The organism is Burkholderia sp. Cy-637 (assembly GCF_011753175.1).
Classification (GTDB): Bacteria; Pseudomonadota; Gammaproteobacteria; order Burkholderiales; family Burkholderiaceae; genus Burkholderia; species Burkholderia gladioli.
This window is the reverse complement of sequence record NZ_VWWC01000127.1, coordinates 1-21241: the sequence shown is the minus strand read 5'-3', so window position 1 is coordinate 21241 and position 21241 is coordinate 1. Positions and strand designations below refer to the sequence as shown.

21 protein-coding genes are annotated in these 21241 nt (G+C 69.6%); 13 read left to right on the top strand and 8 right to left on the bottom strand.

The genetic code is table 11. The features are described from left to right. Positions 1 to 198: 198 nt before the first annotated feature. Complete coding sequence (locus F3J10_RS25945; RefSeq protein ID WP_025098659.1) at positions 199 to 837, bottom strand: alpha/beta hydrolase; 639 nt, start codon at positions 835 to 837, stop codon at positions 199 to 201. A 282-nt stretch (positions 838 to 1119) separates the two neighbouring features. On the opposite strand from F3J10_RS25945, the gene F3J10_RS25940 reads away from it, so the two are divergent. From F3J10_RS25940 to F3J10_RS25925, 4 genes are all read left to right on the top strand, one after another. Continuing rightward, positions 1120 to 2076: a glyoxylate/hydroxypyruvate reductase A gene (locus F3J10_RS25940; protein WP_025098660.1), complete on the top strand. Its 957-nt coding sequence runs from the start codon at positions 1120 to 1122 to the stop codon at positions 2074 to 2076. Positions 2077 to 2176: 100 nt separating this feature from the next. Continuing rightward, positions 2177 to 3103 carry a hydroxymethylglutaryl-CoA lyase gene (locus tag F3J10_RS25935; RefSeq protein WP_025098661.1) on the top strand — a complete coding sequence of 309 codons (927 nt, stop codon included), beginning with the start codon at positions 2177 to 2179 and terminating at the stop codon, positions 3101 to 3103. A gap of 35 nt (positions 3104 to 3138) precedes the next feature. Next, positions 3139 to 3645, top strand: a complete 507-nt coding sequence (locus F3J10_RS25930) for a YbaK/EbsC family protein (RefSeq protein ID WP_025098662.1) — start codon at positions 3139 to 3141, stop codon at positions 3643 to 3645. Next, a complete protein-coding gene (locus F3J10_RS25925) occupies positions 3642 to 3866 on the top strand; it encodes a DUF1289 domain-containing protein (RefSeq protein ID WP_025098663.1) in 225 nt (74 codons plus the stop codon). The genes F3J10_RS25930 and F3J10_RS25925 overlap by 4 nt, the downstream gene beginning before the upstream one ends. Before the next feature lie 119 nt (positions 3867 to 3985). Here the strand turns inward: F3J10_RS25925 and F3J10_RS25920 are convergent, their stop codons facing one another. After that, the gene (locus F3J10_RS25920; RefSeq protein WP_025098664.1) at positions 3986 to 4918 is read right to left on the bottom strand and encodes a LysR family transcriptional regulator; all 933 of its coding nucleotides are present in this window, start codon (positions 4916 to 4918) and stop codon (positions 3986 to 3988) included. Between the two features lie 169 nt (positions 4919 to 5087). Between F3J10_RS25920 and F3J10_RS25915 the strand changes: the two genes are divergently transcribed. Further along, entirely contained in the window at positions 5088 to 5828 is a 741-nt protein-coding gene (locus F3J10_RS25915) for an SDR family oxidoreductase (protein WP_166915190.1), read from the top strand. Between the two features lie 53 nt (positions 5829 to 5881). Beyond that, positions 5882 to 6781, top strand: a complete 900-nt coding sequence (locus tag F3J10_RS25910) for an SDR family oxidoreductase (protein ID WP_167243320.1) — start codon at positions 5882 to 5884, stop codon at positions 6779 to 6781. A gap of 289 nt (positions 6782 to 7070) precedes the next feature. Here the strand turns inward: F3J10_RS25910 and F3J10_RS25905 are convergent, their stop codons facing one another. After that, a complete protein-coding gene (locus F3J10_RS25905) occupies positions 7071 to 7970 on the bottom strand; it encodes an alpha/beta hydrolase (RefSeq protein ID WP_167243319.1) in 900 nt (299 codons plus the stop codon). A gap of 275 nt (positions 7971 to 8245) precedes the next feature. On the opposite strand from F3J10_RS25905, the gene F3J10_RS25900 reads away from it, so the two are divergent. Beyond that, positions 8246 to 9205 carry a nitronate monooxygenase family protein gene (locus tag F3J10_RS25900; RefSeq protein WP_047836604.1) on the top strand — a complete coding sequence of 320 codons (960 nt, stop codon included), beginning with the start codon at positions 8246 to 8248 and terminating at the stop codon, positions 9203 to 9205. 109 nt (positions 9206 to 9314) lie between these two features. Here F3J10_RS25900 and F3J10_RS25895 read toward each other — a convergent pair whose 3' ends face one another. From F3J10_RS25895 to F3J10_RS25885, 3 genes are all read right to left on the bottom strand, one after another. Beyond that, positions 9315 to 10271, bottom strand: a complete 957-nt coding sequence (locus tag F3J10_RS25895; protein ID WP_025098668.1) for a LysR family transcriptional regulator — start codon at positions 10269 to 10271, stop codon at positions 9315 to 9317. Positions 10272 to 10460: 189 nt separating this feature from the next. After that, entirely contained in the window at positions 10461 to 11537 is a 1077-nt protein-coding gene (locus F3J10_RS25890; RefSeq protein ID WP_025098669.1) for a porin, read from the bottom strand. A gap of 474 nt (positions 11538 to 12011) precedes the next feature. Then, entirely contained in the window at positions 12012 to 12503 is a 492-nt protein-coding gene (locus tag F3J10_RS25885) for a hypothetical protein (protein ID WP_025098670.1), read from the bottom strand. 477 nt (positions 12504 to 12980) lie between these two features. Here F3J10_RS25885 and F3J10_RS25880 point away from each other — a divergent pair, with 477 nt between their 5' ends. The 6 genes from F3J10_RS25880 (at position 12981) to F3J10_RS25855 (ending at position 20194) form a co-directional block, all read left to right on the top strand. Next, positions 12981 to 14006 carry a bile acid:sodium symporter family protein gene (locus F3J10_RS25880; protein ID WP_167243318.1) on the top strand — a complete coding sequence of 342 codons (1026 nt, stop codon included), beginning with the start codon at positions 12981 to 12983 and terminating at the stop codon, positions 14004 to 14006. A gap of 227 nt (positions 14007 to 14233) precedes the next feature. Beyond that, on the top strand, positions 14234 to 16096 hold the full coding sequence (locus tag F3J10_RS25875) for a phosphodiesterase (protein ID WP_167243317.1): 1863 nt from the start codon (positions 14234 to 14236) through the stop codon (positions 16094 to 16096). 312 nt (positions 16097 to 16408) lie between these two features. After that, the gene (locus F3J10_RS25870; RefSeq protein WP_013699580.1) at positions 16409 to 17428 is read left to right on the top strand and encodes a LacI family DNA-binding transcriptional regulator; all 1020 of its coding nucleotides are present in this window, start codon (positions 16409 to 16411) and stop codon (positions 17426 to 17428) included. Further along, on the top strand, positions 17425 to 18711 hold the full coding sequence (locus F3J10_RS25865) for an AGE family epimerase/isomerase (protein ID WP_025098672.1): 1287 nt from the start codon (positions 17425 to 17427) through the stop codon (positions 18709 to 18711). Before F3J10_RS25870 ends, F3J10_RS25865 begins: the two co-directional genes overlap by 4 nt. Continuing rightward, on the top strand, positions 18708 to 19619 hold the full coding sequence (locus tag F3J10_RS25860; RefSeq protein WP_167243316.1) for a carbohydrate kinase: 912 nt from the start codon (positions 18708 to 18710) through the stop codon (positions 19617 to 19619). Before F3J10_RS25865 ends, F3J10_RS25860 begins: the two co-directional genes overlap by 4 nt. A gap of 353 nt (positions 19620 to 19972) precedes the next feature. Beyond that, positions 19973 to 20194, top strand: coding sequence for a hypothetical protein (locus tag F3J10_RS25855; protein ID WP_013699583.1), 222 nt, complete (start codon positions 19973 to 19975; stop codon positions 20192 to 20194). Positions 20195 to 20257: 63 nt separating this feature from the next. Here the strand turns inward: F3J10_RS25855 and F3J10_RS25850 are convergent, their stop codons facing one another. Next, positions 20258 to 20452, bottom strand: coding sequence for a DUF2905 domain-containing protein (locus tag F3J10_RS25850; protein ID WP_013699584.1), 195 nt, complete (start codon positions 20450 to 20452; stop codon positions 20258 to 20260). A gap of 14 nt (positions 20453 to 20466) precedes the next feature. Then, positions 20467 to 21241: SAM-dependent methyltransferase (locus F3J10_RS25845; RefSeq protein WP_205200476.1), on the bottom strand; the 775-nt coding region annotated here is incomplete at its 5' end.

The window sequence follows — 21241 nt, the reverse complement described above, 5'->3', positions numbered from 1 at the left end:
CCGGCAATCCCGGCTCGGCGGTGCCGCCCGGCGGCGCGCCGAACGGCGATGCAAACGGCGACGCCGGCCCGCCCTCGGGCATCCCGCCCAGCCGCCTGCCCGATTCGGGCGCGGGCAATACGCGCTCGCGCGGCTGAAGCGCGCGAGGCGCTTCGGGAATCGGCGGAATCGGCGTGTGACGGGCGGCGCGAGCGCCGCTCAGATCGCGAAGGCCGGCGCGCGCTGCGGCAGGCTCGGCGCGCGACGCTCGAGCCGCCCGCCTTCCTCGTCCTCGCGAAAGCGCTGCGGCGCCGCGCAATGGACCAGCGTGTCGATGAAGTACTTGGCGCGCGGCCAGGGCCCGAAGCCCGCCGCGGTATTGATGTGACCCGCGTCGCCGAGATTGACGAAGGCGCTGCCCAGGTGGCGCGCCAGCTCGCGCGCGTCGGCCAGCGCCATCCAGGGATCGGTCTCGCTGCCGATCAGGATCGAGGGCACCGGCAGGCGCCGCGCCTCGAAGCTGCCGGCGAAGGCGAACTTGGCCGGGCTGGCGGGCGCCACGAACAGCACGCCGGCCACCTCGGCGGCCAGGTCGCCGCGCAGCAGCGCGTGGGCCGCGGCCAGGCAGCCGAAGCTGTGCGCGGCCAGCACGAAGGGCCCGCGTTCGCGCGCCAGCGTATCGCGCACCGCATTGGCCCAGCGCGCCAGTTGCGGCGCCTCCCAGTCGTCCTGCTCGACGCGCAGCGTGCGCGCGAACTGGCGCTCCAGCCAGGACTGCCAGTGGGCGCCCTCGCTGCCATGCAGGCCGGGCACGGTCACGACCCGCGGCGGCCACGCCGATTTGCTGCAGTTGGACATCGCATCTCCCTCGCTAGCGGTCGAACCGGTGTCGATTGTCGGCCGCGTGCCGGGCCCGGCGAACCAATTTTTCCTGCTTAGCAATTTCGACGCTGCGGCGCCAGATCGCACGACGCCGTAGAATGGCCGTTTCCGCGCGACGGGGCCGGATTCCGATGTCGATTCCCGGCCACATGTGCGCGCGACACAAGACCGGGACGATCCCGGCGCCAGCCAGGCAGCAGCCCCTTACCGTTTCGCGCGCCCGCCGCACCGGCGCGCCACGCAAGCCCGACGACGATCATGCAGATCCTGTTCCACTACATCAACGGCGATTTCGACGAATGGCGGCGCGAGCTGCGCGCGCGGCTGCCCGAGGCGACGCTGCGCGCCTGGCAGCCCGGCGACACGGCGCGCGCCGACTACGCGCTGGTATGGCGCCCGCCCGCAGAGATGCTGGCGCCGCGCGAGGGCCTGAAGGCGGTGTTCAACCTCGGCGCCGGCGTCGACGCGCTGCTGGCCCTGGAGCGCGAGCGCCCGGGCACGCTGCCGGCCGGCGTGCCGCTGGTGCGGCTCGAGGACAGCGGCATGGCGCAGCAGATGATCGAGTACATCGCCTATGGCGCGCTGCGCTACCTGCGCCGCTTCGACGACTACGCCGCGCTGCAGCGCGAGCATCGCTGGCAGCGGCTCGACGCGCATTCGCGGCGGGACTTCACGGTCGGCGTGCTCGGGCTCGGCGCGCTCGGCACCCCGGTGGCGCGCGCGCTGGCGGGGCTGGGCCTGAGCGTGCGCGGCTTCAGCCGAAGCGCGAAGTCGATCGAGGGCATCGCCTGCTTCCACGGCACGCCGCGCGCCGGCGATGCCGGCTTCGAGGCCTTCGCCGACGGCCTCAAGCTGCTGGTCAACCTGCTGCCGAGCACGCCCGATACCGAGGGCGTGCTCAACGCCGAGACCTTCCGGCGCCTCGCCCCGCATGCCTACCTGATCAACGTGGCGCGCGGCGCGCACCTGGTCGAGGCCGACCTGCTGGAGGCGCTCGCCGCCGGCCGCATCGAGGCGGCCCTGCTCGACGTGCTGCGCGAGGAACCGCTGCCGGCCGGCCATCCGTTCTGGAGCCATCCGCGCATCAGCATCACGCCGCACATCTCGGCCGATACCGAACGCGACAGCGCGCTCGCGCAGATCGCCGCGAAGATCCGCGCCTTCGAGCGCGGCGAGCCGGTCGGCGGCATCGTCGACCTGGCGCGCGGCTACTGAGGGCCCGCCGAGCGCCCCGCATCACGATCCCCTGGTGCGCCACCGCCACCACCCCGCAACAAGGCGCCTACCCGCGCGCCGATGAACGATGGAGACAGCCATGACCTACCCCGCAGCCGTGAAGATCGTCGAGGTCGGGCCGCGCGACGGCCTGCAGAACGAAAAGAGCTTCGTGCCGACCGAGACCAAGATCGCCCTGGTCGACCGGCTCTCGAAGGCCGGCTTCCGCAACGTCGAGGCGGCGTCCTTCGTCTCGCCGAAATGGGTGCCGCAGATGGCCGACGGCGCCGAGCTGATGGCCGGCATCGCGCGCCGCCCCGGCACGATCTACTCGGTGCTCACGCCCAACCTGAAGGGCCTGGAGAACGCGCTGGCCGCGCGCGCCGACGAGGTGGTGATCTTCGGCGCGGCCAGCGAGGCCTTCTCGCAGAAGAACATCAACTGCAGCATCGCCGAGAGCATCGCGCGCTTCGAGCCGGTGGCGCGCGCCGCCAAGGATGCCGGCGTGCGGCTGCGCGGCAGCGTCTCCTGCTCGCTGGGCTGCCCCTACCAGGGCGAGGTGCCGGTGGCGGCGGTGATCGACGTGGTGGAGCGCTTCGCCGCGCTCGGCTGCGACGAGATCGATATCGCCGACACCATCGGCGTGGGCACCGCCGCGCAGACGCGCGCGCTGATGGCCGAGGTGGCGCGGGTGTTCCCGCGCGAGCGCCTGTCGGGCCACTTCCACGACACCTACGGGCAGGCGCTGGCCAACATCCACGCGGCCCTGCTCGAAGGCATCGAGATCTTCCACGCCTCGGTGGCGGGGCTCGGCGGCTGCCCCTATGCCAAGGGCGCGACCGGCAACGTCGCCACCGAGGACGTGCTGTACCTGATGCAGGGGCTCGGCATCGAGACCGGCATCGACCTGGGCGAGGTGGTCGAGGCGGGCGATTTCATCTCGCGCGCGATCGGCCGCGAGAACGCCTCGCGCGCGGGCCGCGCCCTGCTCGTCAAGCGTCGCGACGCGCAAGCGGCCTGCGCCTGAGCGCCGGCCATCCCATCCATTCACGCCGAACCGACATGCCTACCCCGACTCCGATCGACCAGCTTCCCGATTCCGCGCGCCGCGTCGCGCTGCTGCTGCGCGAGCGCGGCCACGAACACGGCGTGGTGATCCTCGACGAGACCGGCCGCACCTCGGCCGAAGCCGCCGCCGGCCTGGGCTGCCAAGTCGCGCAGATCGCCAAGTCGATCCTGTTTCGCCGCGCCAGCGACGGCGCGCCGGTGCTGGTGATCGCCAGCGGCGCGAACCGCGTCGACGAGCGCAAGGTGACCGCCCACGTGGGCGAGATCGGCCGCGCCGACGCCAAGTTCGTGCGCGACCACACCGGCTACGCGATCGGCGGCGTCTGCCCGATCGGCCACCTGGTCGAGCCGGTCACGCTGATCGACAAGGACCTGCTGGCCTTCGACAGCCTGTGGGCCGCGGCCGGCCATCCGCATGCGGTGTTCGAGCTGTCGCCGGAGGAGCTGGTGTCGCTCACGCGCGCGCCGGTGGTCGACGTCGCGCAACGCGGCGCCGCGTGAGCCTGCCTGCCGGGGCGACGGGCACGGCGGCGGCCGGCGTCGCCTCGCCCTGCACCGCGATCTGCCGGATCGAGCCCGCCACCGGCTGGTGCGCGGGCTGCGGGCGCACGCTGGAAGAGATCGCCGCCTGGCGCGACCTGGACGATGGCGGCAGGCGCGCGATCCTGGCGCGCATCGCGGCGAGCGGATTCACGGCGCCGCCGGCCGACGAGCAGGGCTGAACGCCGCCTGGGTTCGCCGGCTGGCATCGCGTGCGAACCGCGTTTGAATTCCACCTGAATGTCGAGCGGACCCGCCCGGGTTCGCGGGGGCGCCCGTCACACGGCGCCCCGCTTCCCCTTCACATCCCCGGATCGCCGTCGAGCGCCGCCGCATCGCGCTGGCGGCGCGTGAATTCGTTCGCGGCCCAGTCGAGGAAGGCACGCACGCGCGGCGACAACTGCCGCCGATGCGGATAGAGCAGCCAGACCGGCATCGACGGCGGCGGCGTGCTCTCCAGCAGGGTGACGAGGCGGCCGCTGGCGAGATCGGCCTCGATATGGAAGCGCGGCATCTGCGAGATGCCGAGCCCGAGCAGGGTGCTGTCGCGATAGCTCTCGGGACCCGTCACCGACAGCGTGTCGGGCAGCACCACGTGCCGCAGATCGCCCTCGCTGACGAACTCCAGCGGCGTGATGCGCCCGGTCGACAAGGTGCGGATCCCCACCATCCGATGCGTGCCGGTCTCCAGCGCCTCGATGCTGTCGGGCCGCCCATGCGCCTCCAGGTAGGCGGGCGCCGCCACCGTCAGCCGCTCCAGCGTGGCGACCTTGCGCGCCACCAGTTCGGTGTCCTGCACGACGCCGTAGCGCAGCACGCAATCCACGCCCTCCTCGACCAGGTTGATGAAGCGGTCGCTCTCGCTCATCGTGATCTGCAGCTCGGGGAAACGCCTGAAGAATTCCGGCAGCGCCGGCAGCAGGAAGTGGCGCGCCAGCGTGCCCTGCACGTCGACCCTCAGCATGCCGCGCGGCTGCTTGCCGCCGAGCGCGGCCTCGGCCTCGTGCAGGTCGTCGAGGATCGACATGCAGCTGCGGTAATAGGCTTCGCCGTCCAGCGTGGGCGTGACGGTGCGCGTGGTCCGTTGCAGCAGCCGCACGCCGAGCCGGTCCTCCATCTGGCGGATCACCTGGGTCGCCGTCGAACGCGGGATGTCGGTGTCGTTGGCGGCGGCCGTGAAGCTGCGCCGCTCGACGATCCGCACGAAGAGCCGCATGGCATCGATGCTGTCCAAATCTGTCCCCGCTTGTCCGGTTCGATCGGTCGATCGCGCCTTGAGCGCCGATCGATTGTTCGTGTTGATGGAATGGTGCGAGCGATTCTAACCGGATGATCAAGGCGGCGCCGACGTCCATCATTCACTCAACGCCAAACACGGCGCAAACCCAACCAGGAGAAGGATCATGAGTGAATCGAACCGCAAAGTGGCCATCGTGACGGGCGCCTCGCGCGGCATCGGCGCGGCCATCGCCGAACGCCTCGCCCGCGACGGCGTTACCGTGCTCGTCAACTACCAGGGCAACGTCTCGGCCGCCGAGGCGCTGGTGCAGAAGATCACCCAGGCCGGCGGCCACGCCGTCACCGCGCAGGCCGACGTCAGCAACGCGGCGGCCGTCGCCCAGATGTTCCAGGCCGCCGAGACCGCCTTCGGCGGCGTCGACATCGTGGTCAACAACGCCGGGATCATGAAGCTCGCCAGCTTCGCCGACTCCGACGACGCGCTGTTCGACCAGACCATCGCGATCAACCTCAAGGGCGCCTTCAACACGCTGCGCGAGGCCGCGCGCCGGCTGCGCGACGGCGGGCGGATCGTCAACCTGTCGTCGAGCGTGGTCGGCCTGTACCAGCCGAACTACGGCGTCTACGCGGCCAGCAAGGCCGGCGTCGAGGCGATGACCCACGTGCTGGTCAAGGAACTGCGCGGGCGCAACATCACCGTCAACACCGTCGCGCCGGGGCCGACCGCCACCCAGTTGTTCCTCGACGGCAAGCCGCAGGAGCTGGTCGACCGGATCGCCGCGGCGGCTCCCCTCGAACGCCTGGGCACGCCGGAGGACATCGCCAACGCGGTGGCCATGCTGACCGGCCAGGACGGCGCCTGGATCAACGGCCAGACCATCCGCGTCAACGGCGGGATCATCTGAGCCCCCGCGCCTTCCATCGACGACGAACCCTCTCGCACGAACAGGACATCATCATGAACAAGACCATCCTCATCACCGGCGCCTCGAGCGGTTTCGGGCGCCTCGCCGCCGAGGCGATGGCCGCCTCGGGCCACACCGTCTATGCCTCGATGCGCGACATCGCCGGGCGCAACGCGCCGCAGGTGGCCAGCCTCGCCGAGCATGCGAAACGGCACGGCGTCGATCTGCGCAGCGTCGAGCTCGACGTGCAGTCGCAGGAATCGGTGGATCGCGCCGTCGAGCAGGTGATCGCCGAGACGGGCCGCATCGACGTGATCGTGCACAACGCCGGCCACATGGCCTTCGGCCCCGCCGAGGCCTTCACGCCGGAGCAGTACGCGCATCTCTACGACGTCAACGTGCTGAGCACGCAGCGCGTGAACCGGGCGGTGCTGCCGCATCTGCGCCGCCAGCGCGAGGGCCTGGTGATGTGGGTGTCGAGCAGCAGCGTGACGGGCGGCACGCCGCCCTACCTGTCGCCCTACTTCGCCGCCAAGGCCGCGATGGACACGGTGGCGGTGCTCTATGCGCGCGAGCTGAGCCGCTGGGGCATCGAGACCTCGATCATCGTGCCGGGCGCCTTCACCGCCGGCACCAACCACTTCGCGCATTCGGGGGTGCCGGCCGACAAGGCGGTCGAGGCCGAATACGAGGCCGGCCCCTATGCCGGCTACGGCGAGAAGATCCAGCAGGCCTTCGCCGCGATCGTGCCGGCCGACGCCGACGCGGGCCTGGTCGCCCGCGCGATGGCCGAGGTAGTCGACCTGCCTTTCGGCAAGCGCCCGTTCCGCGTGCATATCGACCCGACCGAGGACGGCGCGAACGTCGGCTTCGCGGTGATCGACCGGCTGCGCAACGAGATGCTGCATCGGGTCGGGATGGGCGACCTGCTGGTGCCGCAGGCGCGTGCGTGAGGACGCGACGCCCGCGATGCGCGGCGCGCGGGGATGCCCCGCGCCGCCGCGCATCGCGGACAAAATCGCGAACAAAAAAAAGCCGTTCAACCAAGAGTGTTGAACGGCGCTCAGAGTGGAATCCCGTTGACGTGATCAACGTTAAGCGCATCATACGAGCGCGCATTTTGCATCGCATCGGGAGTTTCCCTACAGATCGAAATCCGCGCGGGAAACCCCGTTCGAGCATCGCCTGCCCGGCTTTTCGAAACGGCCGGCGCGTCACGAAAAAGACATCTCGCGAGCCTCGCTAGACCGCCATCTCGCCCGCCTCGAAGAACGACAGGATCTCGTCGAGCAGCGCCTCGGGCGCCTCCTCCGGAATGTAGTGCCCGCAGTCGAGCGCGCGCCCGCTGACGTCGCGCGCCACCGCCCGCCATTCCTCCAGCGGATCGAAGCAGCGCGCCACCACGCCCTCGGCGCCCCACAGCACGCGCAGCGGGCAGGCCAGCTTGGTGCCGCGCTCGAGATCGGCGCGGTCATGCTCGAGATCGATGCTGGCCGAGGCGCGGTAGTCCTCGCACATCGCATGCACCGCGCCGGGCTGGCGCAACGCATGGCGATAGGCCTCGAGCGCCTCGGGCGCGAACGGCGCGAGGCCCGCCGAGCGGCCGCCCATCACGCGCTCGACATAGACGTCGGGATTCGCGCCGATCAGCGTCTCGGGCAGCGGCGCCGGCTGGATCAGGAAGAACCAGTGGAAGTAGGCGGTGGCGAAAGCGCGGTCGGTCTTCTCGTACATCGCCAGGGTGGGCGCGATGTCGAGCAGCATCATGCGCTCGACCGCGTCGCCGTGATCGAGCGCCAGCCGATGCGCGACGCGCGCGCCGCGATCGTGCGCGCAGACGCAGAAGCGCTCGTGGCCGAAGTGGCGCATCACGGCCAGTTGGTCGGCGGCCATCGCGCGTTTCGAATAATTGGCGTGATCGGGCTCGCCCGGCGGCTTGGCCGAGGCGCCGTAGCCGCGCAGGTCGGTGGCGATCACGCTGAAGTGCCGCGCCAAGGCGCCTGCCACGCGATGCCAGATGCGGTGGGTCTGGGGATGGCCGTGCAGCAGCAGCAGCGGCGGTCCCGCGCCTCCCTTGACGCCGAAGATCTCGACGTCCTGCGCTGTCGTCACGGAGAACGGCACGAACTCGTCTAGCGACATGGCGATGTCTCACTGGTGGAATAGTTGTAGCCGCCATTGTAGGAGCCGGCCCCGCGCCGCCAAGCGGTGACGGGGCGCAAACCCTAGAAGCGAGGATTCATTCGATACGAACGTTCGGCTCGTGGTTCTACAATCGCACGACCGTTCGTATTAATATGCGACGACCGGCCCGCGCCGTCCCGGCCGGTCCGCGACGCGCGCGGCGCGCCGCCTCGCTACACTCATGTGGCCGCCCGCGCCTCGCGCGGGCCCAGACAGATCCAGGAGACTTCGCCATGGCCTTGCCCGCCGTCCTTCAGCGCCTGTCGCTGCCCGTCATCGCCTCGCCGATGTTCATCGTCAGTTACCCCGAGCTGGTGCTCGCGCAGTGCAAGGCGGGCATCGTCGGCTCGTTCCCGGCGCTCAACGCGCGCCCGGCCGAGCTGCTCGACAGTTGGCTCACGCAGATCGAGGACGAGCTGGCCGCGCATCGCGAACGGCATCCGGAGGCGGTGATCGGCCCGATCGCGGTAAACCAGATCGTCCACCAGTCGAACGTGCGGCTCGAGCACGACGTGCGCGTGTGCGTCGAGCACAAGGTGCCGATCTTCATCACCAGCCTGCGCGCGCCGGCGCCCGAGATCGTGCAGGCGGTGCACGGCTACGGCGGCATTGTGCTGCACGACGTGATCAACCTGCGCCATGCCGAGAAGGCCCTGGAGGCCGGCGTGGACGGCCTGATCCTGGTGGCGGCCGGCGCCGGCGGCCATGCCGGCACCACCTCGCCGTTCGCGCTGGTAGGCGAGGTGCGCAAGCGTTTCGACGGCCCGATCGTGCTGTCGGGCTCGATCGCCAACGGCGGCTCGATCCTGGCCGCGCAGGCGATGGGCGCCGACCTGGCCTACATGGGCACGCGCTTCATCGCGACCCGCGAGGCGCACGCGGTGGAGAGCTACAAGCAGGCGATCGTCGACGCGAAATCGGCCGACATCATCTACACCAACCTGTTTACCGGCGTGCACGGCAACTACATCCGCGAGAGCATCGTCAACGCGGGGCTCGACCCGGACGCGCTGCCCGAGGCCGACAAGTCGAAGATGAACTTCGGCTCCGACAAGGCCAAGGCCTGGAAGGACATCTGGGGCGCGGGCCAGGGCGTGGGCCTGATGGACGACGTGCCGAGCGTGGCCGAGCTGGTGGCGCGCCTCACGCGCGAATACGACGAAGCGCGCGCGCGGCTCGGGATCCGCGCCTGAGCGTGCGAGCATCGCGGGCGCGCCGCATCGCGCGGCGCGGCCCTGCAGGCATCAAAATGAAAACGCCGACGCGAGGTCGGCGTTTTTCATGGTCGAACTCAAACGCGCTTCAGCGCATCGCGAGGCGCTTCACCTTCGGCGCGGCCGCCTCCTTCACCCAGGCGTCGATCGAGGGGCACAGCGCCTGGCCCGAGAAGCGGTCGGCGAGGAAGTCGACGAACGAGCGCACCTTGGCCGAGACGTGGCGGCGGCTCGCGTAGACGGCATAGATCGGCAGCTCGCGCGGCGGCATCAGGTCGAGCAGCAGCGGCACCAGGCGGCCGGCCTCGATGTCGTCGCCCACCACCTCGGTGCCGAGCATGGCGATGCCGCTGCCGCTGAGCACGGCCACGCGCAGCGCCTCCAGATGGTTGACGATCAGGTTGCCCGACAGCGTCACGCGCGAATCGAAGGCCTGCGCGTCGATCGAGCTCGAGCCCGCGTCGCGGCGCAGGTAGTTGTGCTGCTCGAGATCGGCCAGCGTGGCCGGCGTGCCGTGTTCCTCGAGATAGGCAGGCGAGGCGACCAGCAGGATATGCGCGGTCGCGATCTGGCGCGCCACCAGCGAGGAGGACTTCAGCCCGAACGGCGCGGCGCGCACCGCCACGTCGTAACCCTCGTCGATCAGCTCGACCACGCGATCCGACAGCGTGATCTCGACGGTCACGTCGGCGTAGCGCGCCGCGTAGTCGGTGACGGCGTTCATCACGTGCCGCAGCCCGAAGGCCGACAGCGAGGTGACCCGCAGGCGCCCCTGCGGCACGATGCTGGCCGCGCCGACGGCCTGGCCCGCCTCGTCGAGTTCGGTCAGCGCCTGCACCAGGCGCTCGTAGTATTCGCGTCCCGCCTCGGTGGGCGCGACCCGACGCGTGGTCCGATGCAGCAGCCGCGCGCCGAGCGTCTGCTCGAGGTGCATCACATGCTTGCTCGCCATCGCCGCGGACATCTGCATGCGCTCCGCCGCGCCGACGAAGCTGCCGACTTCGACGACATAGCGGAACACATTCATGCTGACGAGGGTATCCATGCCAAACGCTCGCGTTTCAGTTTCAGTTGATCAGTCGATTGCACAATTGCAAAGAACTGTAACAAAGGCTGTGAAACCAAAACGTCAACAAAGGCAAAACGTCGGTTTTTCACCGATATTCGGCGCGGATCAGCCGGTAAACAACATGCATTTCAAGATGCCTGTTGCGTACGCTCATATGACATGCGATCAGAATTTCACGCGCATGCCGCCGCCTGCCGTGTAGCCGCTCGATTGGTTCGACAGGTGATCGTACATGTAGGCGACGTAGAGATCGGTGCGCTTGGACAGCGGATAGTCGTAGCCGAGCGCCCAGGTCTGATGCGTCTGGTCGAGGCCGCCGGCATCGCGCGAATAGGCGTAGGAGGCCATCGCGCTGCCCGCGCCGAGCGGCACCGACATGCCGCCCTGGGCGGTGTTGATATGCCAGCTGCCGCTTTGCGCGTCGTTCCTCGTGTACATGTACTGGCCGTAGAGCTTCAGGAAGCGCAGGTCGTAGCTGATGCCGAACTGCGCCACGCCCTGGCTCTTCATGCCGGCCACCAGGCTGCCGAGATCGCCCGGATCGTTGTTGAAGTTCACGTATTGATAGACGGCGGTGGCGGCCAGCGGGCCGTGGAAATACTGCATCTGGCCGCTCCACTTCTTCGCGCCGTTGCCGCCCGACTGGTTGCCGAGCGCGTACATCGCGCTGGCGCTGAAGCCGTTGAAATCGGGCGTGGTATACGACACCGCGTTGTTCCAGCCCGAATCGCCCACCACGCCCTGGTCCGTCGTGTAGGTCGGGAAGGTGCCCAGGCCGAGGAACACGTGATAGACCATCGGCGAGAATTCATACGAGTCGATCAGCGGATTGAACAGGATCGTCGAGATGAACAGGTGCGTGGTCAGGCGCCCCGCCAGCACGGTGCCGTAGGGCGTCTCGAGCCCGACGTAGGAATTGCGCGCGAAGAAGGTGTCGCCGTCGAAGCGGCCGAACTTGCCGCTTTGCGGACGGAAGAAGTCCTCGACCGTGAACAGCGCGCGGTAGCCGCCGCCCAGGTCCTCGGTGCCGCGCAAGCCCCAGTACGAGGTCGACATGCCGCCGCCCTGCACGCCCACCGCGGTCTGGTTGCCGGGGAATTTCTGCGCGCCGATCCAGGCGTCGACCTGGCCGTAGAGCTGCAGGCTCGATTGCGCGTGAACAGGCGTCGTGGCGACGGCGCAGGCCGCGAACGCGGCGCAGGCGAAAGCACCGGTGCTGGCCCGGCGAGCAAAAGACTTCATGAGATCTCCGAATCAATTCGTTGGGAATCGACGCGCTTGTGGTTGTTCGGGCTGCGCGCGCACGAGTGGGGCTCGGCCATCTTCATGGACCGATAAGCTGGTCAAAATTGGAAGCACTTATGTTCGGTATAGCGGCGCCGTGATTCGCGAGCCGCGGGCCCTGGGCCCGGCCGGCGCGCGGCATGGCTTGCCGCCGCGCGCCGGGCACGGCGCCGGTACTGGCGCCGGCCCGCCCCCCCGAGCGAGCCGGCACGCCGGCGAGGCGCGAAAGATAGCGCAAGCGTCGTGGCGATAAAAGCGGGCCGGGATAAAAAGGCGGGGACTGTGGCGAATCCGCGTCACAGGGCGCGAGGGGAAGCGTTGCGGGATACCTGGAACGGGTGATGCCGCGAGGCGCGCGCGTCGCTCATGCGCTGGATGGACGAACAGCGCCGCGGGCGGTGAAGCCGGCGGCGCCGAAGCAGCGAAAGGGAATCAGTTGTTGCGGTAGAACGAGGAGAAGAAGGTACTGCGCCCGCCGCCGTTGTCCTGCATGCGCGGCTGCGGTTGCGGGCGGCCACCGCCGCGTTCCTCGTTGTAGCGCGCCACGTCGGCGCGGATCGAGCCGCTGCGCACCGCGCCGTCCGACTGGCCCGGGCGTTGCATGCCGCCCGAGTTCGCGCTGATCGAGCGATACGGGCTGTTGCCGGGATAACGGCCGTATTGCCCGCCGCCGTATTGCGGCGTGCCGGCATATTGCGGATGGCCGCTGTAAGGCGTGCCGTAGGTCGGCGTCGACATCGGCCGCAAGCCCCAGCGCGGGCCGCCGCCGTTCATGCCACGATTGACGCCGCCGAAGCGCGGCTGCGCCGCGCGCGCCTCGCCGTGCCAGCCGGAACCGGGGCCGGGACGGCCGCCGAAGCCGCCGCCGTGCGGCGGATGGGCGAACGCGAGCGAGGCCAGCAGCGCAGCAGCCGCGCCCACCATGCATCGTCCGATTGTCCGTTTTGCCCGTTCCACTTTGATCACCCGGTTTGCCGCTCGCCGATCGCCCGGGGGTCGCCTTGTCGACCCCGATTCGGGACGCGAGCTTTCAGCAGTAATTTATGGGCGCGGCCATTTGATGTCGAGCCGAAAAGTGTTAGACCGTCGGCACCGATGTAACACCGTGTTACTCCAGGGTTTTTCAGGATTTTCCGTAAGTTTTTAAACGAATTTGAAGCCGCTTTAGGCGATGTTTAGCGATGGTTTTTGGTCGCTGATTTTGTGCTGAGAAACGGGGACGTAGCGAGAAAGGCACATCGCCCAGGCTGACGCTCCATACAAAGCTTTCATCAATCGATGCGTGAAATGAATTTGCCTCTTGAATGGGCTTGACTGGACAATACGCGCTGACTCGCGGCGGCCGGCCGTGTTCCGCCGTCGCCGCCTTCCCGCCTCCCGACCCGCAAGCCCGAGATTCCGATGGCCCGACCCCGTTTCCTTCCCGACAATTTCACGCTGGCCCTGGTCGGCACCGTGGTGCTGGCCAGCCTGCTGCCCGCGCGCGGCGAGTTCGCCGTGGGCGCCAACTGGGCCACCGATATCGCGATCGGCCTGCTGTTCTTCCTGCACGGCGCGAAACTCTCGCGCGAGGCCGTGATCGCCGGCGCCACCCACTGGCGCCTGCACATCGTGGTGCTGCTGAGCACCTTCGCGCTGTTCCCGCTGCTGGGCCTGGCGCTCAAGCCGCTGCTCACGCCACTGGTCACGCCGGCGCTCTACACCGGCGTGCTGTTCCTCTGCACCCTGCCCTCCACCGTGCAGTCCTCGATCGCCTTCACCTCGATCGCCAAGGGCAACGTGCCGGCCGCGGTCTGCGCGGCCTCGGCCTCGAGCCTGCTGGGCATCTTCATCACGCCGGCCCTGGTGGGCGTGATGCTGAGCGCGAGCGCCAGCTCCGGCGCCTCGGGCTGGAGCACGGTGGGCAGCATCGTGATGCAGCTGCTGGTGCCCTTCCTGGCCGGCCAGTTGCTGCGCCCGCTGATCGGCAAGTGGATCGAGCGCAACCGCGGCGTGCTGAAGTTCGTCGACCAGGGCTCGATCCTGCTGGTGGTCTATGTGGCCTTCAGCGAGGCGGTCAACCAGGGCCTCTGGCACCAGATCCCGCCGCTCGCGCTGGGCGGCCTGCTGGTGGTCTGCGTGGTGCTGCTGGCGCTGGCGCTGGGCGTGACGGCCCTGGTCGGCAAGCGGCTCGGCTTCAGTCGCGCGGACTGCATCACCATCATCTTCTGCGGCTCGAAGAAGAGCCTCGCCTCCGGCATCCCGATGGCCAAGGTGATCTTCGCCGCGCACGCGGTGGGCGCGATCGTGCTGCCGCTGATGCTGTTCCACCAGATCCAGCTGATGGTCTGCGCCGCGCTCGCGCAGCGCTGGGGCGCCCGCGATCTCAGCCTGGACGACGCCCGCGACGCGCAGGGCAAGCCCGCCCTGAACGCCGGCAAGCGCTGACGCGGCGGGCCGCGCCAAGCGGCCCACAATCCTCCTACGATTCACTATTATTCATAGTCAAAATATGACTAAAAATAAAATGACTATGAAGAATTTGATGCCCGCGCGCCGATCGCATTGAAGCCGGCGGCCGGCAGCCCGGCGCTTCGTGACCGTCACAAAAAATTCACTGCCGTGACGCGTCGGCCGGTGGTTACATTGGCCGTTCCGTCGTCCGCTCGCACTACATGTCTCCGCCCGTTCCCGTCGCCGCCGCAGCGCTCGTGCGCGTCGCCGATCTGCTCGCCGCCGGCGCGCTGAGCGCGCAATTCCAGCCGATCGTGGCGATCGCGGGCGGCGCGATCATCGGGTACGAGGGGCTGGTGCGCGGCCCGGCCGGCTCGGCCGTCGAGATGCCGGGCCCGCTGTTCGCGCAGGCCGCCCGCGAAGGCTGCTCGCTCGACCTGGAACTGGCCGCCGCCGCCACCTGCGTGAAGGCCTTCGCCGCCTCGGGCGCCGACGGCCAGCTATTCGTGAACTTCAGCGCGCACGCCATCGTGCAACTGGCGCGGCAACGCGAGCGCGTGCTCGCGGCGCTGCCGGCCAGCCGCATCGTGATCGAGCTGACCGAGCAGCATCCGGCCAGCGACCTGCCCGGCCTGCCCGCGGCGCTGGCCGAGCTGCGCGGCTCGGGCATCGCCTTCGCGCTCGACGACTACGGCACCGCCAATGCCAGCATGAGCGCCTGGGTGCGACTGCGCCCCGACATCGTCAAGATCGACCGCTTCTTCATCGACGGCATCGCCAGCGACCCGCGCAAGTTCGAGGCGGTCAAGGCGATGCAGCATTTCGCGCTGGCCACCGGCGGCCGGCTGATCGCCGAGGGCATCGAATGCGCGGCCGACCTGATCGTGGTGCGCGACCTCGGCATCGACTGCGGCCAGGGTTTCTTCCTCGGCCGCCCGGCGACGGTGCCGGCCCCGCGCACCGCGGCGCCTGCCCACGACGCGCTGCGCGCGCCGCATATCGCGGTGTTTCCCGGCGTGACGCGCACCGCCACCATCACGCGCCCCAATGCGACGGTGACCGACAAGATGCGGGTGCCGGCGCCCGCGCTGCCCAGCCACGCCACCAACAACCAGGTGCTCGAGCTGTTCCAGCGGCGTCCCGACCTGCATGCGGTGGCGGTGGTCGAGGGCGAGCGGCCGATCGCGCTGATCAACCGGCGCAGCTTCATGGATCGTTATGCCCTGCCCTATCACCGCGAGGTGTTCGGCAAGCGCGCCTGCCTGCAACTGGCCAACGACACGCCGCTGATCGTCGACAACGCCACCACCGTCGAGCAGCTCACCGCGCTGCTGGCGAACCACGACCAGCGCTATCTCACCGAAGGCTTCATCATCACCGACCATGGCCGCTACGCCGGGCTGGGCACCGGCGAGAGCCTGGTGCGCGCGGTCACCGAGGTGCGCGTGGAGGCGGCCCGCTACGCCAATCCGCTGACCTTCCTGCCCGGCAACATCCCGATCAGCTCGCACATCGCGCGCCTGGTCGGCAACGACGCGGCCTTCCACGCCTGCTACGTCGACCTGAACCAGTTCAAGCCCTTCAATGACCAATACGGCTACTGGCAGGGCGACGAGGTGCTGAAGTTCGCCGCCGCGGTGCTGGCCGACGTCTGCGACCCGATGCGCGACTTCCTCGGCCACGTGGGCGGCGACGATTTCCTGGTGCTGTTCCAGAGCGACGACTGGCGCTCGCGCGCGCAACGCGCGATCGATCGCTTCGACGAGGGCGCGCAGCGCTTCTACGCGCATGCGGACCGGCTCGCGGGCGGCATCCGCGGCGAGGACCGGCGCGGCAACCCGGCCTTCTTCGGCTTCGTGACGATGGCGATCGGCTGCGTGCGCGTGCCGGGCACGCGCCGCTACCGCAGCGACGAGATCGCCTCGGTGGCGGCGCTTGCCAAGCGGCGCGCCAAGCAGCAGCCGGGGCACCTGTACCTGATCGACGTCGACGAGGGCCGCGCCTGGCTGCGCGCCCACGGCGAGCAATCGAACGCGCCCGATGTGCCGGACGGCGCCGCCGCCGCGCCGCGCGCGAACGACTAAACACGCCGCCGTTACGCGTCCAGAGCGTTGGCGCCGCGTCTTCTCGCGGCCCGCTCGCTGCCCTGCGCGGGCGGGCGCTCCATGCCCTACCCCTTCCACTCGCCCGCCTTGCTCGACGCCGACGCGCCGACGAGCGCGTTCAGCTCATCTCAATCTGTTTAGCGAACAAAATAAACAAGTCGATCCGCATAAATCAGGAATTACCCCGAAATTACGGGTATTTCCCGACGTTCCCTCGCCTGCATCGCCGGTTTTCCTCGAAAGTTTTTACTATACAATCCGCAACACCCTAAACACTCAGGCTCGACCAGCATGGGTACCACCATCCGCGATGTCGCCCAGGCGGCAAACGTATCGATCGGCACCGTCTCGCGCGCGCTGAAGAACCAGCCCGGCCTGTCCGAAGCCACTCGCGAGCGCATCGTCGCGGTCGCCGCGCAGCTCGGCTACGACCCGGCGCAACTGCGCCCGCGCATCCGCCGCCTCACCTTCCTGCTGCACCGCCAGCACAACAACTTCGCCGCCACGCCGTTCTTCTCGCACGTGCTGCACGGCGTCGAGGAGGCCTGCCGCGACCGCGGCATCGTGCCGGCGCTGCTGACGGTGGGCCCGACCGACGACGTGCTGCGCCAGATGCGCCCGCACGCGCCCGACGCGATCGCGGTGGCCGGCTTCATGGAGCCCGAGACGATCGACGCGCTGGCCGCCACCGGCCGCCCGCTGGTGCTGATCGACATGTGGGCGCCGGGACTGCGCTCGGTGAACATCGACAACATCGCCGGCGCCTCGCAGGCGATGCGGCACCTGTTCGAGAGCGGCCGCAAGCGCATCGCCTTCATCGGCGGGTCGCTGGCGCACCACAGCATCGCGCAGCGCGCGCTCGGCTTTCGCCGCGCCTTTTTCGAGGCGGGGCTGCTGTTCGATCCCTCGCTGGAAGTGACCATCGACGCCGGCCTCGACCCCGATACCGGCGCCGCGCGCGCGATGGAGCGCATGCTCGACGCGGGCGGCCCGCGCCCCGACGCGGTGTTCGCCTTCAACGACGCGGCCGCGCTGGCGGCGATGCGCGTGTGCCTGGCGCGCGGGCTGCGGGTGCCCGAGGACGTGGCCTTCGTCGGCTTCGACGACATCCTCGGCGCGGCCCACGCGGCGCCGCCGCTGACCACCCTGGCCGTCGACAAGGAAGCGCTGGGCCGCCGCGGCATCGAGCTGCTGCTGGCCGACGCGCCCGACCAGACCGAAATTCGCCTGCCCGTGCGGTTGATCGAGCGCGCGAGCAGTTCCGTGGCGGCGCTCGCGCCGCGCCCCCTCACCCCGGTAATCGCATCATGACGAACCCTGCCTCGCCGACCGCGCCGGACCTGCCGGCGCCGCCCGTCGCGAACTTTCGCGACGCCGATTTCCTGCTTTCCCACGTGCGGCACACGCTGCACTTCTACGCGCCGACGGTCTACGATCCGACGGGCGGCTTCTTCCATTTCTTCCGCGACGACGGTTCGATCTACGAGCGCGACACGCGCCACCTGGTCAGCAGTTGCCGCTTCGTCTTCAACTACGCGATGGCCTATCGCCAGTTCGGCGATGCCCGGCATCTCGACTACGTGCGCCACGGCCTGCGCTTCCTGCGCGAGGCGCATTGGGACCCGGTGCTCGAGGGCTACGACTGGGAGCTGGAATGGCGCGACGGCCGCAAGCTGGCCACCCGCGACGGCACCCGCCACTGCTATGGCCTGGCCTTCGTGCTGCTGGCCGGCGCGCATGCGGCGATGGCCGGCGTCGAGGAAGGGCGCGAGCTGGTCGAGCACACCTTCGCGTTGATGGAAAAGCATTTCTGGGACGCCGAGGGCGGCCTGTACAAGGACGACGCGACCGCCGACTGGCAGGTCTCGGGCTATCGCGGCCAGAACGCCAACATGCACACCACCGAGGCGCTGCTGGCCGCCTACGAGGCCACCGGCGAAGTGCGCTACCTCGACCGCGCCGAGCTGGTGGCGACCAACATCACGCGGCGCCAGGCGGCGCTGTCGCAGAACCTGGTCTGGGAGCACTACCACGCGGACTGGTCGATCGACTGGGAATACAACAAGGAAGACAGCACCAACATCTTCCGCCCCTGGGGCTTCCAGCCCGGGCACCAGACCGAATGGGCCAAGCTGCTGCTGATCCTGGAGCGACACCGCCCGCTCGACTGGCTGCTGCCGCGCGCGATCGAGCTGTTCGACGCCGCCTTCGCGCATGCCTGGGACAGCGAGCACGGCGGCCTGGTCTACGGCTTCGGCCCCGACTACACGGTGTGCGACCACGACAAGTATTTCTGGGTGCAGGCCGAGACCTTCGCGGCCGCCGCCCTGCTCGGCGCGCGCACCGGCAGCGAGCGCTTCTGGGACTGCTACGACGAGATCTGGCGCTATAGCTGGCAGCACTTCGTCGACCACCGCCATGGCGCCTGGTATCGCATCCTGACCTGCGACAACCGCAAGTACAGCGACGAGAAGAGCCCCGCCGGCAAGACCGACTACCACACCATGGGTGCCTGCTACGAAGTGCTCAACGCGCTGCCCGGCGCCGACGGCACGCTCGGCCAGGCGGTACCGCATCGCAAGGAACACGCATGACGAGCAGCGCCAACTTCCCGCATTTCGTGTCGGCCGGCGACATCCTGACCGACATGGTCCGCCACGGCGCCGCGCAATGGACCTCGGTGCCGGGCGGCGCCGGCTGGAACGTGGCGCGCGCGGTGGCGCGCCTGGGCGTGCCCAGCGCCGCGGTCGGCGCGCTCGGCCAGGACTGCTTCTCCGAGGTGCTGTGGCGTGAGAGCGAGGCAGCCGGCCTCGACATGCGCTTCCTGCAGCGCGTCGATCGCCCGCCGCTGCTGGCCATCGTCCACGAGACGCAGCCGCCCTCCTACTTCTTCATCGGCGAGAACAGCGCGGACCTGGCCTTCGACCCGGCCGCGCTGCCCGCCGGCTGGGAAGCGCCGCTGCAATGGGCGCACTTCGGCTGCATCAGCCTGGTGCGCGAGCCGCTGGCCGCCACCCTGGTGGCGCTGGCCGCCAGCCTGCGCGAGCGCGGCGTGAGGATCAGCTTCGACCCGAACTACCGCAACCTGATGACGGCGGCCTATCGCCCGACGCTGGAGAAGATGGTGAAGCTCGCCGACCTGGTGAAGGTGTCGGACGAGGACCTGCGCCACCTGTTCGCCGGCGGCGAGGCCGAGGCGATCGCCGAGTTGCGCGCGCTGAATCCGGCCGCCACGCTGCTGGTCACGCGCGGCTCGGATGCGGCCACGCTGTATGCCGGCGACGCGACGTTCGAGGCGCGGCCGCCGCGCGTCGAGGTGGCCGACACGGTGGGCGCGGGCGACGCCTCGATCGGCGGCCTGCTGGTCAGCCTGATGACCGAGCCGCAGCGCGCCTGGCCCGAGCACCTGGCCTTCGCGCTGGCCTCCGGCGCCGCCGCCTGCCGCCATACCGGCGCGCATGCGCCGACGCTCGAGGAAGTGAACGCGCTGCTGGCCGGCTGAACCGGCTCACCTGCCTGATCGCGGGAACGGTCGGAACCGGGAGGTTCCGGCCCCGCTTGTCGCCTATCCCGGTTTCGCCGGTTTCGCCGGTTTCGCCTGCTTGCCGTTTTCCCGGCTTCCCGGGCATCTTTCCGGCCCGCGCCGACGCGTTCACAGCGCCACGCCCGCCTGTCTTCCGGCCCTTTCCAAAGCTCGCCCCGTCGCCCCATATTCCTTGCCTGGCAGGCACTTTCACCGATCGCCCAAGTCCGCCCGGCGAGTCGTCGCCAGCACGTTCGCACCCCAATCCCGCGGTTCGGCAGCACCGCGCGCGCGATGCTAGGATGAAGCGTCCCACTTTCCGGGAGACCTGCATGAACGGCATCCGCATGACGTCCCGCGGCTATACGGCGAACGCCTATACGCGCGCGGCGGAAGGGGGCCGCTTCCGCGGCTACGTGATCCTGTCCCGCTCGGACGGCGACTCACCCGACAACACCGAGTACGAGGCGGACAGCGTCCGCGCGAGCGAGCGCGAGGCGCTCGACGACGCGGAAGCGCTGGTCAGGCGCATCGTCGGCGAGCTGTCGCATTGATCGAAGGGAGGATGGGCCGCGCGCCGCGACGGCGCGCGGCACGGATTCGATCGACGCATCGCGTCACCAGAGCTTCGCGATCACCGAGATGATCGCCATCAGCACCAGGGTCGACATGAAGGGGAACGGATAGGCGCGCGAGCCGATCCGGATCGTCACGTCGCCGGGCAGGCGCCCGACGCCGAGCTTGGACAGCCAGGGCCAGCTGCGCGCCAGCACCATCACCGCCACGAAGGACACCAGCAGCCAGCGGAACATGAGCGTCTGGCCTCCTAGAGCGCGTGCGAGCGTTCGCCGCGCGCGAAGGCCGCGAGGCCGCCGTCGATGCCGCGCCCGAACGCGATCACCTTGAACAGCTCCCCCATCTCCGATTCCGCGATCAGCTTCTGCACCGCGTTGGCGGCCGGCAGGAAGCGCGCGCCGTCGGCCGGGTCGATCTCGGCCAGCACCTCGGTGATGCCGGCATTGAGCAGGAAGCGCCCTTGCGAGGTATAGCCGAGCAGCTCGGCGCCGGCCGCCACGGCCGCCTCGTGGATGCCGGAGAACTCGACGTGCGCGGTGATGTCCTGCAGCCCCGGCCAGACGAAGGGATCGCCATGCGCGCGATGCCGGTAGTGGCACATCAGGGTGCCCTCGGCGCGTTGCGGGTGGTAGTACTCGCCGGCGGGGAAGCCGTAGTCGATGAAGAAGGCCGCGCCGCGCGCGAGCATGCGGCAGACGGTGCCCGTGAAGGCGCGCGCGGCTTCGTGGATTTCGGTCAGATAGCCTTCCGGCAGCTCGAGCGCGTCGAGCGCCGCCAGCGCCGATACACCAGCGGGCTCCGGCAGGGGACGATCCTCGAACACGAAGGCACGCGCCGCGTCGACCGCCACGCCGCGCTCGCGCCAGCCCGTCGCGCCGCGCAGCACCAGCCGCACCGGCATCGCGTCGAGCACCTCGTTGCCGACCACCACGCCCTCGAAGCGCTCCGGCAGCGCGTCGAGCCAGTGCACGCGGCTCGCCAGCGGCGCCGGCAGCTCGGCCGCCAGCGTGGCACGCTGGCGCTCA

Bases quoted from the DNA above. Each gene is read 5' to 3' on its own strand.
- F3J10_RS25945 (WP_025098659.1), bottom strand. From the start codon at position 837: ATGTCCAACTGCAGCAAATCGGCGTGGCCGCCGCGGGTCGTGACCGTG.
- F3J10_RS25940 (WP_025098660.1), top strand. From the start codon at position 1,120: ATGCAGATCCTGTTCCACTACATCAACGGCGATTTCGACGAATGGCGG.
- F3J10_RS25935 (WP_025098661.1), top strand. From the start codon at position 2,177: ATGACCTACCCCGCAGCCGTGAAGATCGTCGAGGTCGGGCCGCGCGAC.
- F3J10_RS25930 (WP_025098662.1), top strand. From the start codon at position 3,139: ATGCCTACCCCGACTCCGATCGACCAGCTTCCCGATTCCGCGCGCCGC.
- F3J10_RS25915 (WP_166915190.1), top strand. From the start codon at position 5,088: ATGAGTGAATCGAACCGCAAAGTGGCCATCGTGACGGGCGCCTCGCGC.
- F3J10_RS25910 (WP_167243320.1), top strand. From the start codon at position 5,882: ATGAACAAGACCATCCTCATCACCGGCGCCTCGAGCGGTTTCGGGCGC.
- F3J10_RS25905 (WP_167243319.1), bottom strand. From the start codon at position 7,970: ATGTCGCTAGACGAGTTCGTGCCGTTCTCCGTGACGACAGCGCAGGAC.
- F3J10_RS25900 (WP_047836604.1), top strand. From the start codon at position 8,246: ATGGCCTTGCCCGCCGTCCTTCAGCGCCTGTCGCTGCCCGTCATCGCC.
- F3J10_RS25895 (WP_025098668.1), bottom strand. From the start codon at position 10,271: ATGGATACCCTCGTCAGCATGAATGTGTTCCGCTATGTCGTCGAAGTC.
- F3J10_RS25890 (WP_025098669.1), bottom strand. From the start codon at position 11,537: ATGAAGTCTTTTGCTCGCCGGGCCAGCACCGGTGCTTTCGCCTGCGCC.
- F3J10_RS25885 (WP_025098670.1), bottom strand. From the start codon at position 12,503: ATGGTGGGCGCGGCTGCTGCGCTGCTGGCCTCGCTCGCGTTCGCCCAT.
- F3J10_RS25880 (WP_167243318.1), top strand. From the start codon at position 12,981: ATGGCCCGACCCCGTTTCCTTCCCGACAATTTCACGCTGGCCCTGGTC.
- F3J10_RS25875 (WP_167243317.1), top strand. From the start codon at position 14,234: ATGTCTCCGCCCGTTCCCGTCGCCGCCGCAGCGCTCGTGCGCGTCGCC.
- F3J10_RS25870 (WP_013699580.1), top strand. From the start codon at position 16,409: ATGGGTACCACCATCCGCGATGTCGCCCAGGCGGCAAACGTATCGATC.
- F3J10_RS25865 (WP_025098672.1), top strand. From the start codon at position 17,425: ATGACGAACCCTGCCTCGCCGACCGCGCCGGACCTGCCGGCGCCGCCC.
- F3J10_RS25860 (WP_167243316.1), top strand. From the start codon at position 18,708: ATGACGAGCAGCGCCAACTTCCCGCATTTCGTGTCGGCCGGCGACATC.
- F3J10_RS25855 (WP_013699583.1), top strand. From the start codon at position 19,973: ATGAACGGCATCCGCATGACGTCCCGCGGCTATACGGCGAACGCCTAT.
- F3J10_RS25850 (WP_013699584.1), bottom strand. From the start codon at position 20,452: ATGTTCCGCTGGCTGCTGGTGTCCTTCGTGGCGGTGATGGTGCTGGCG.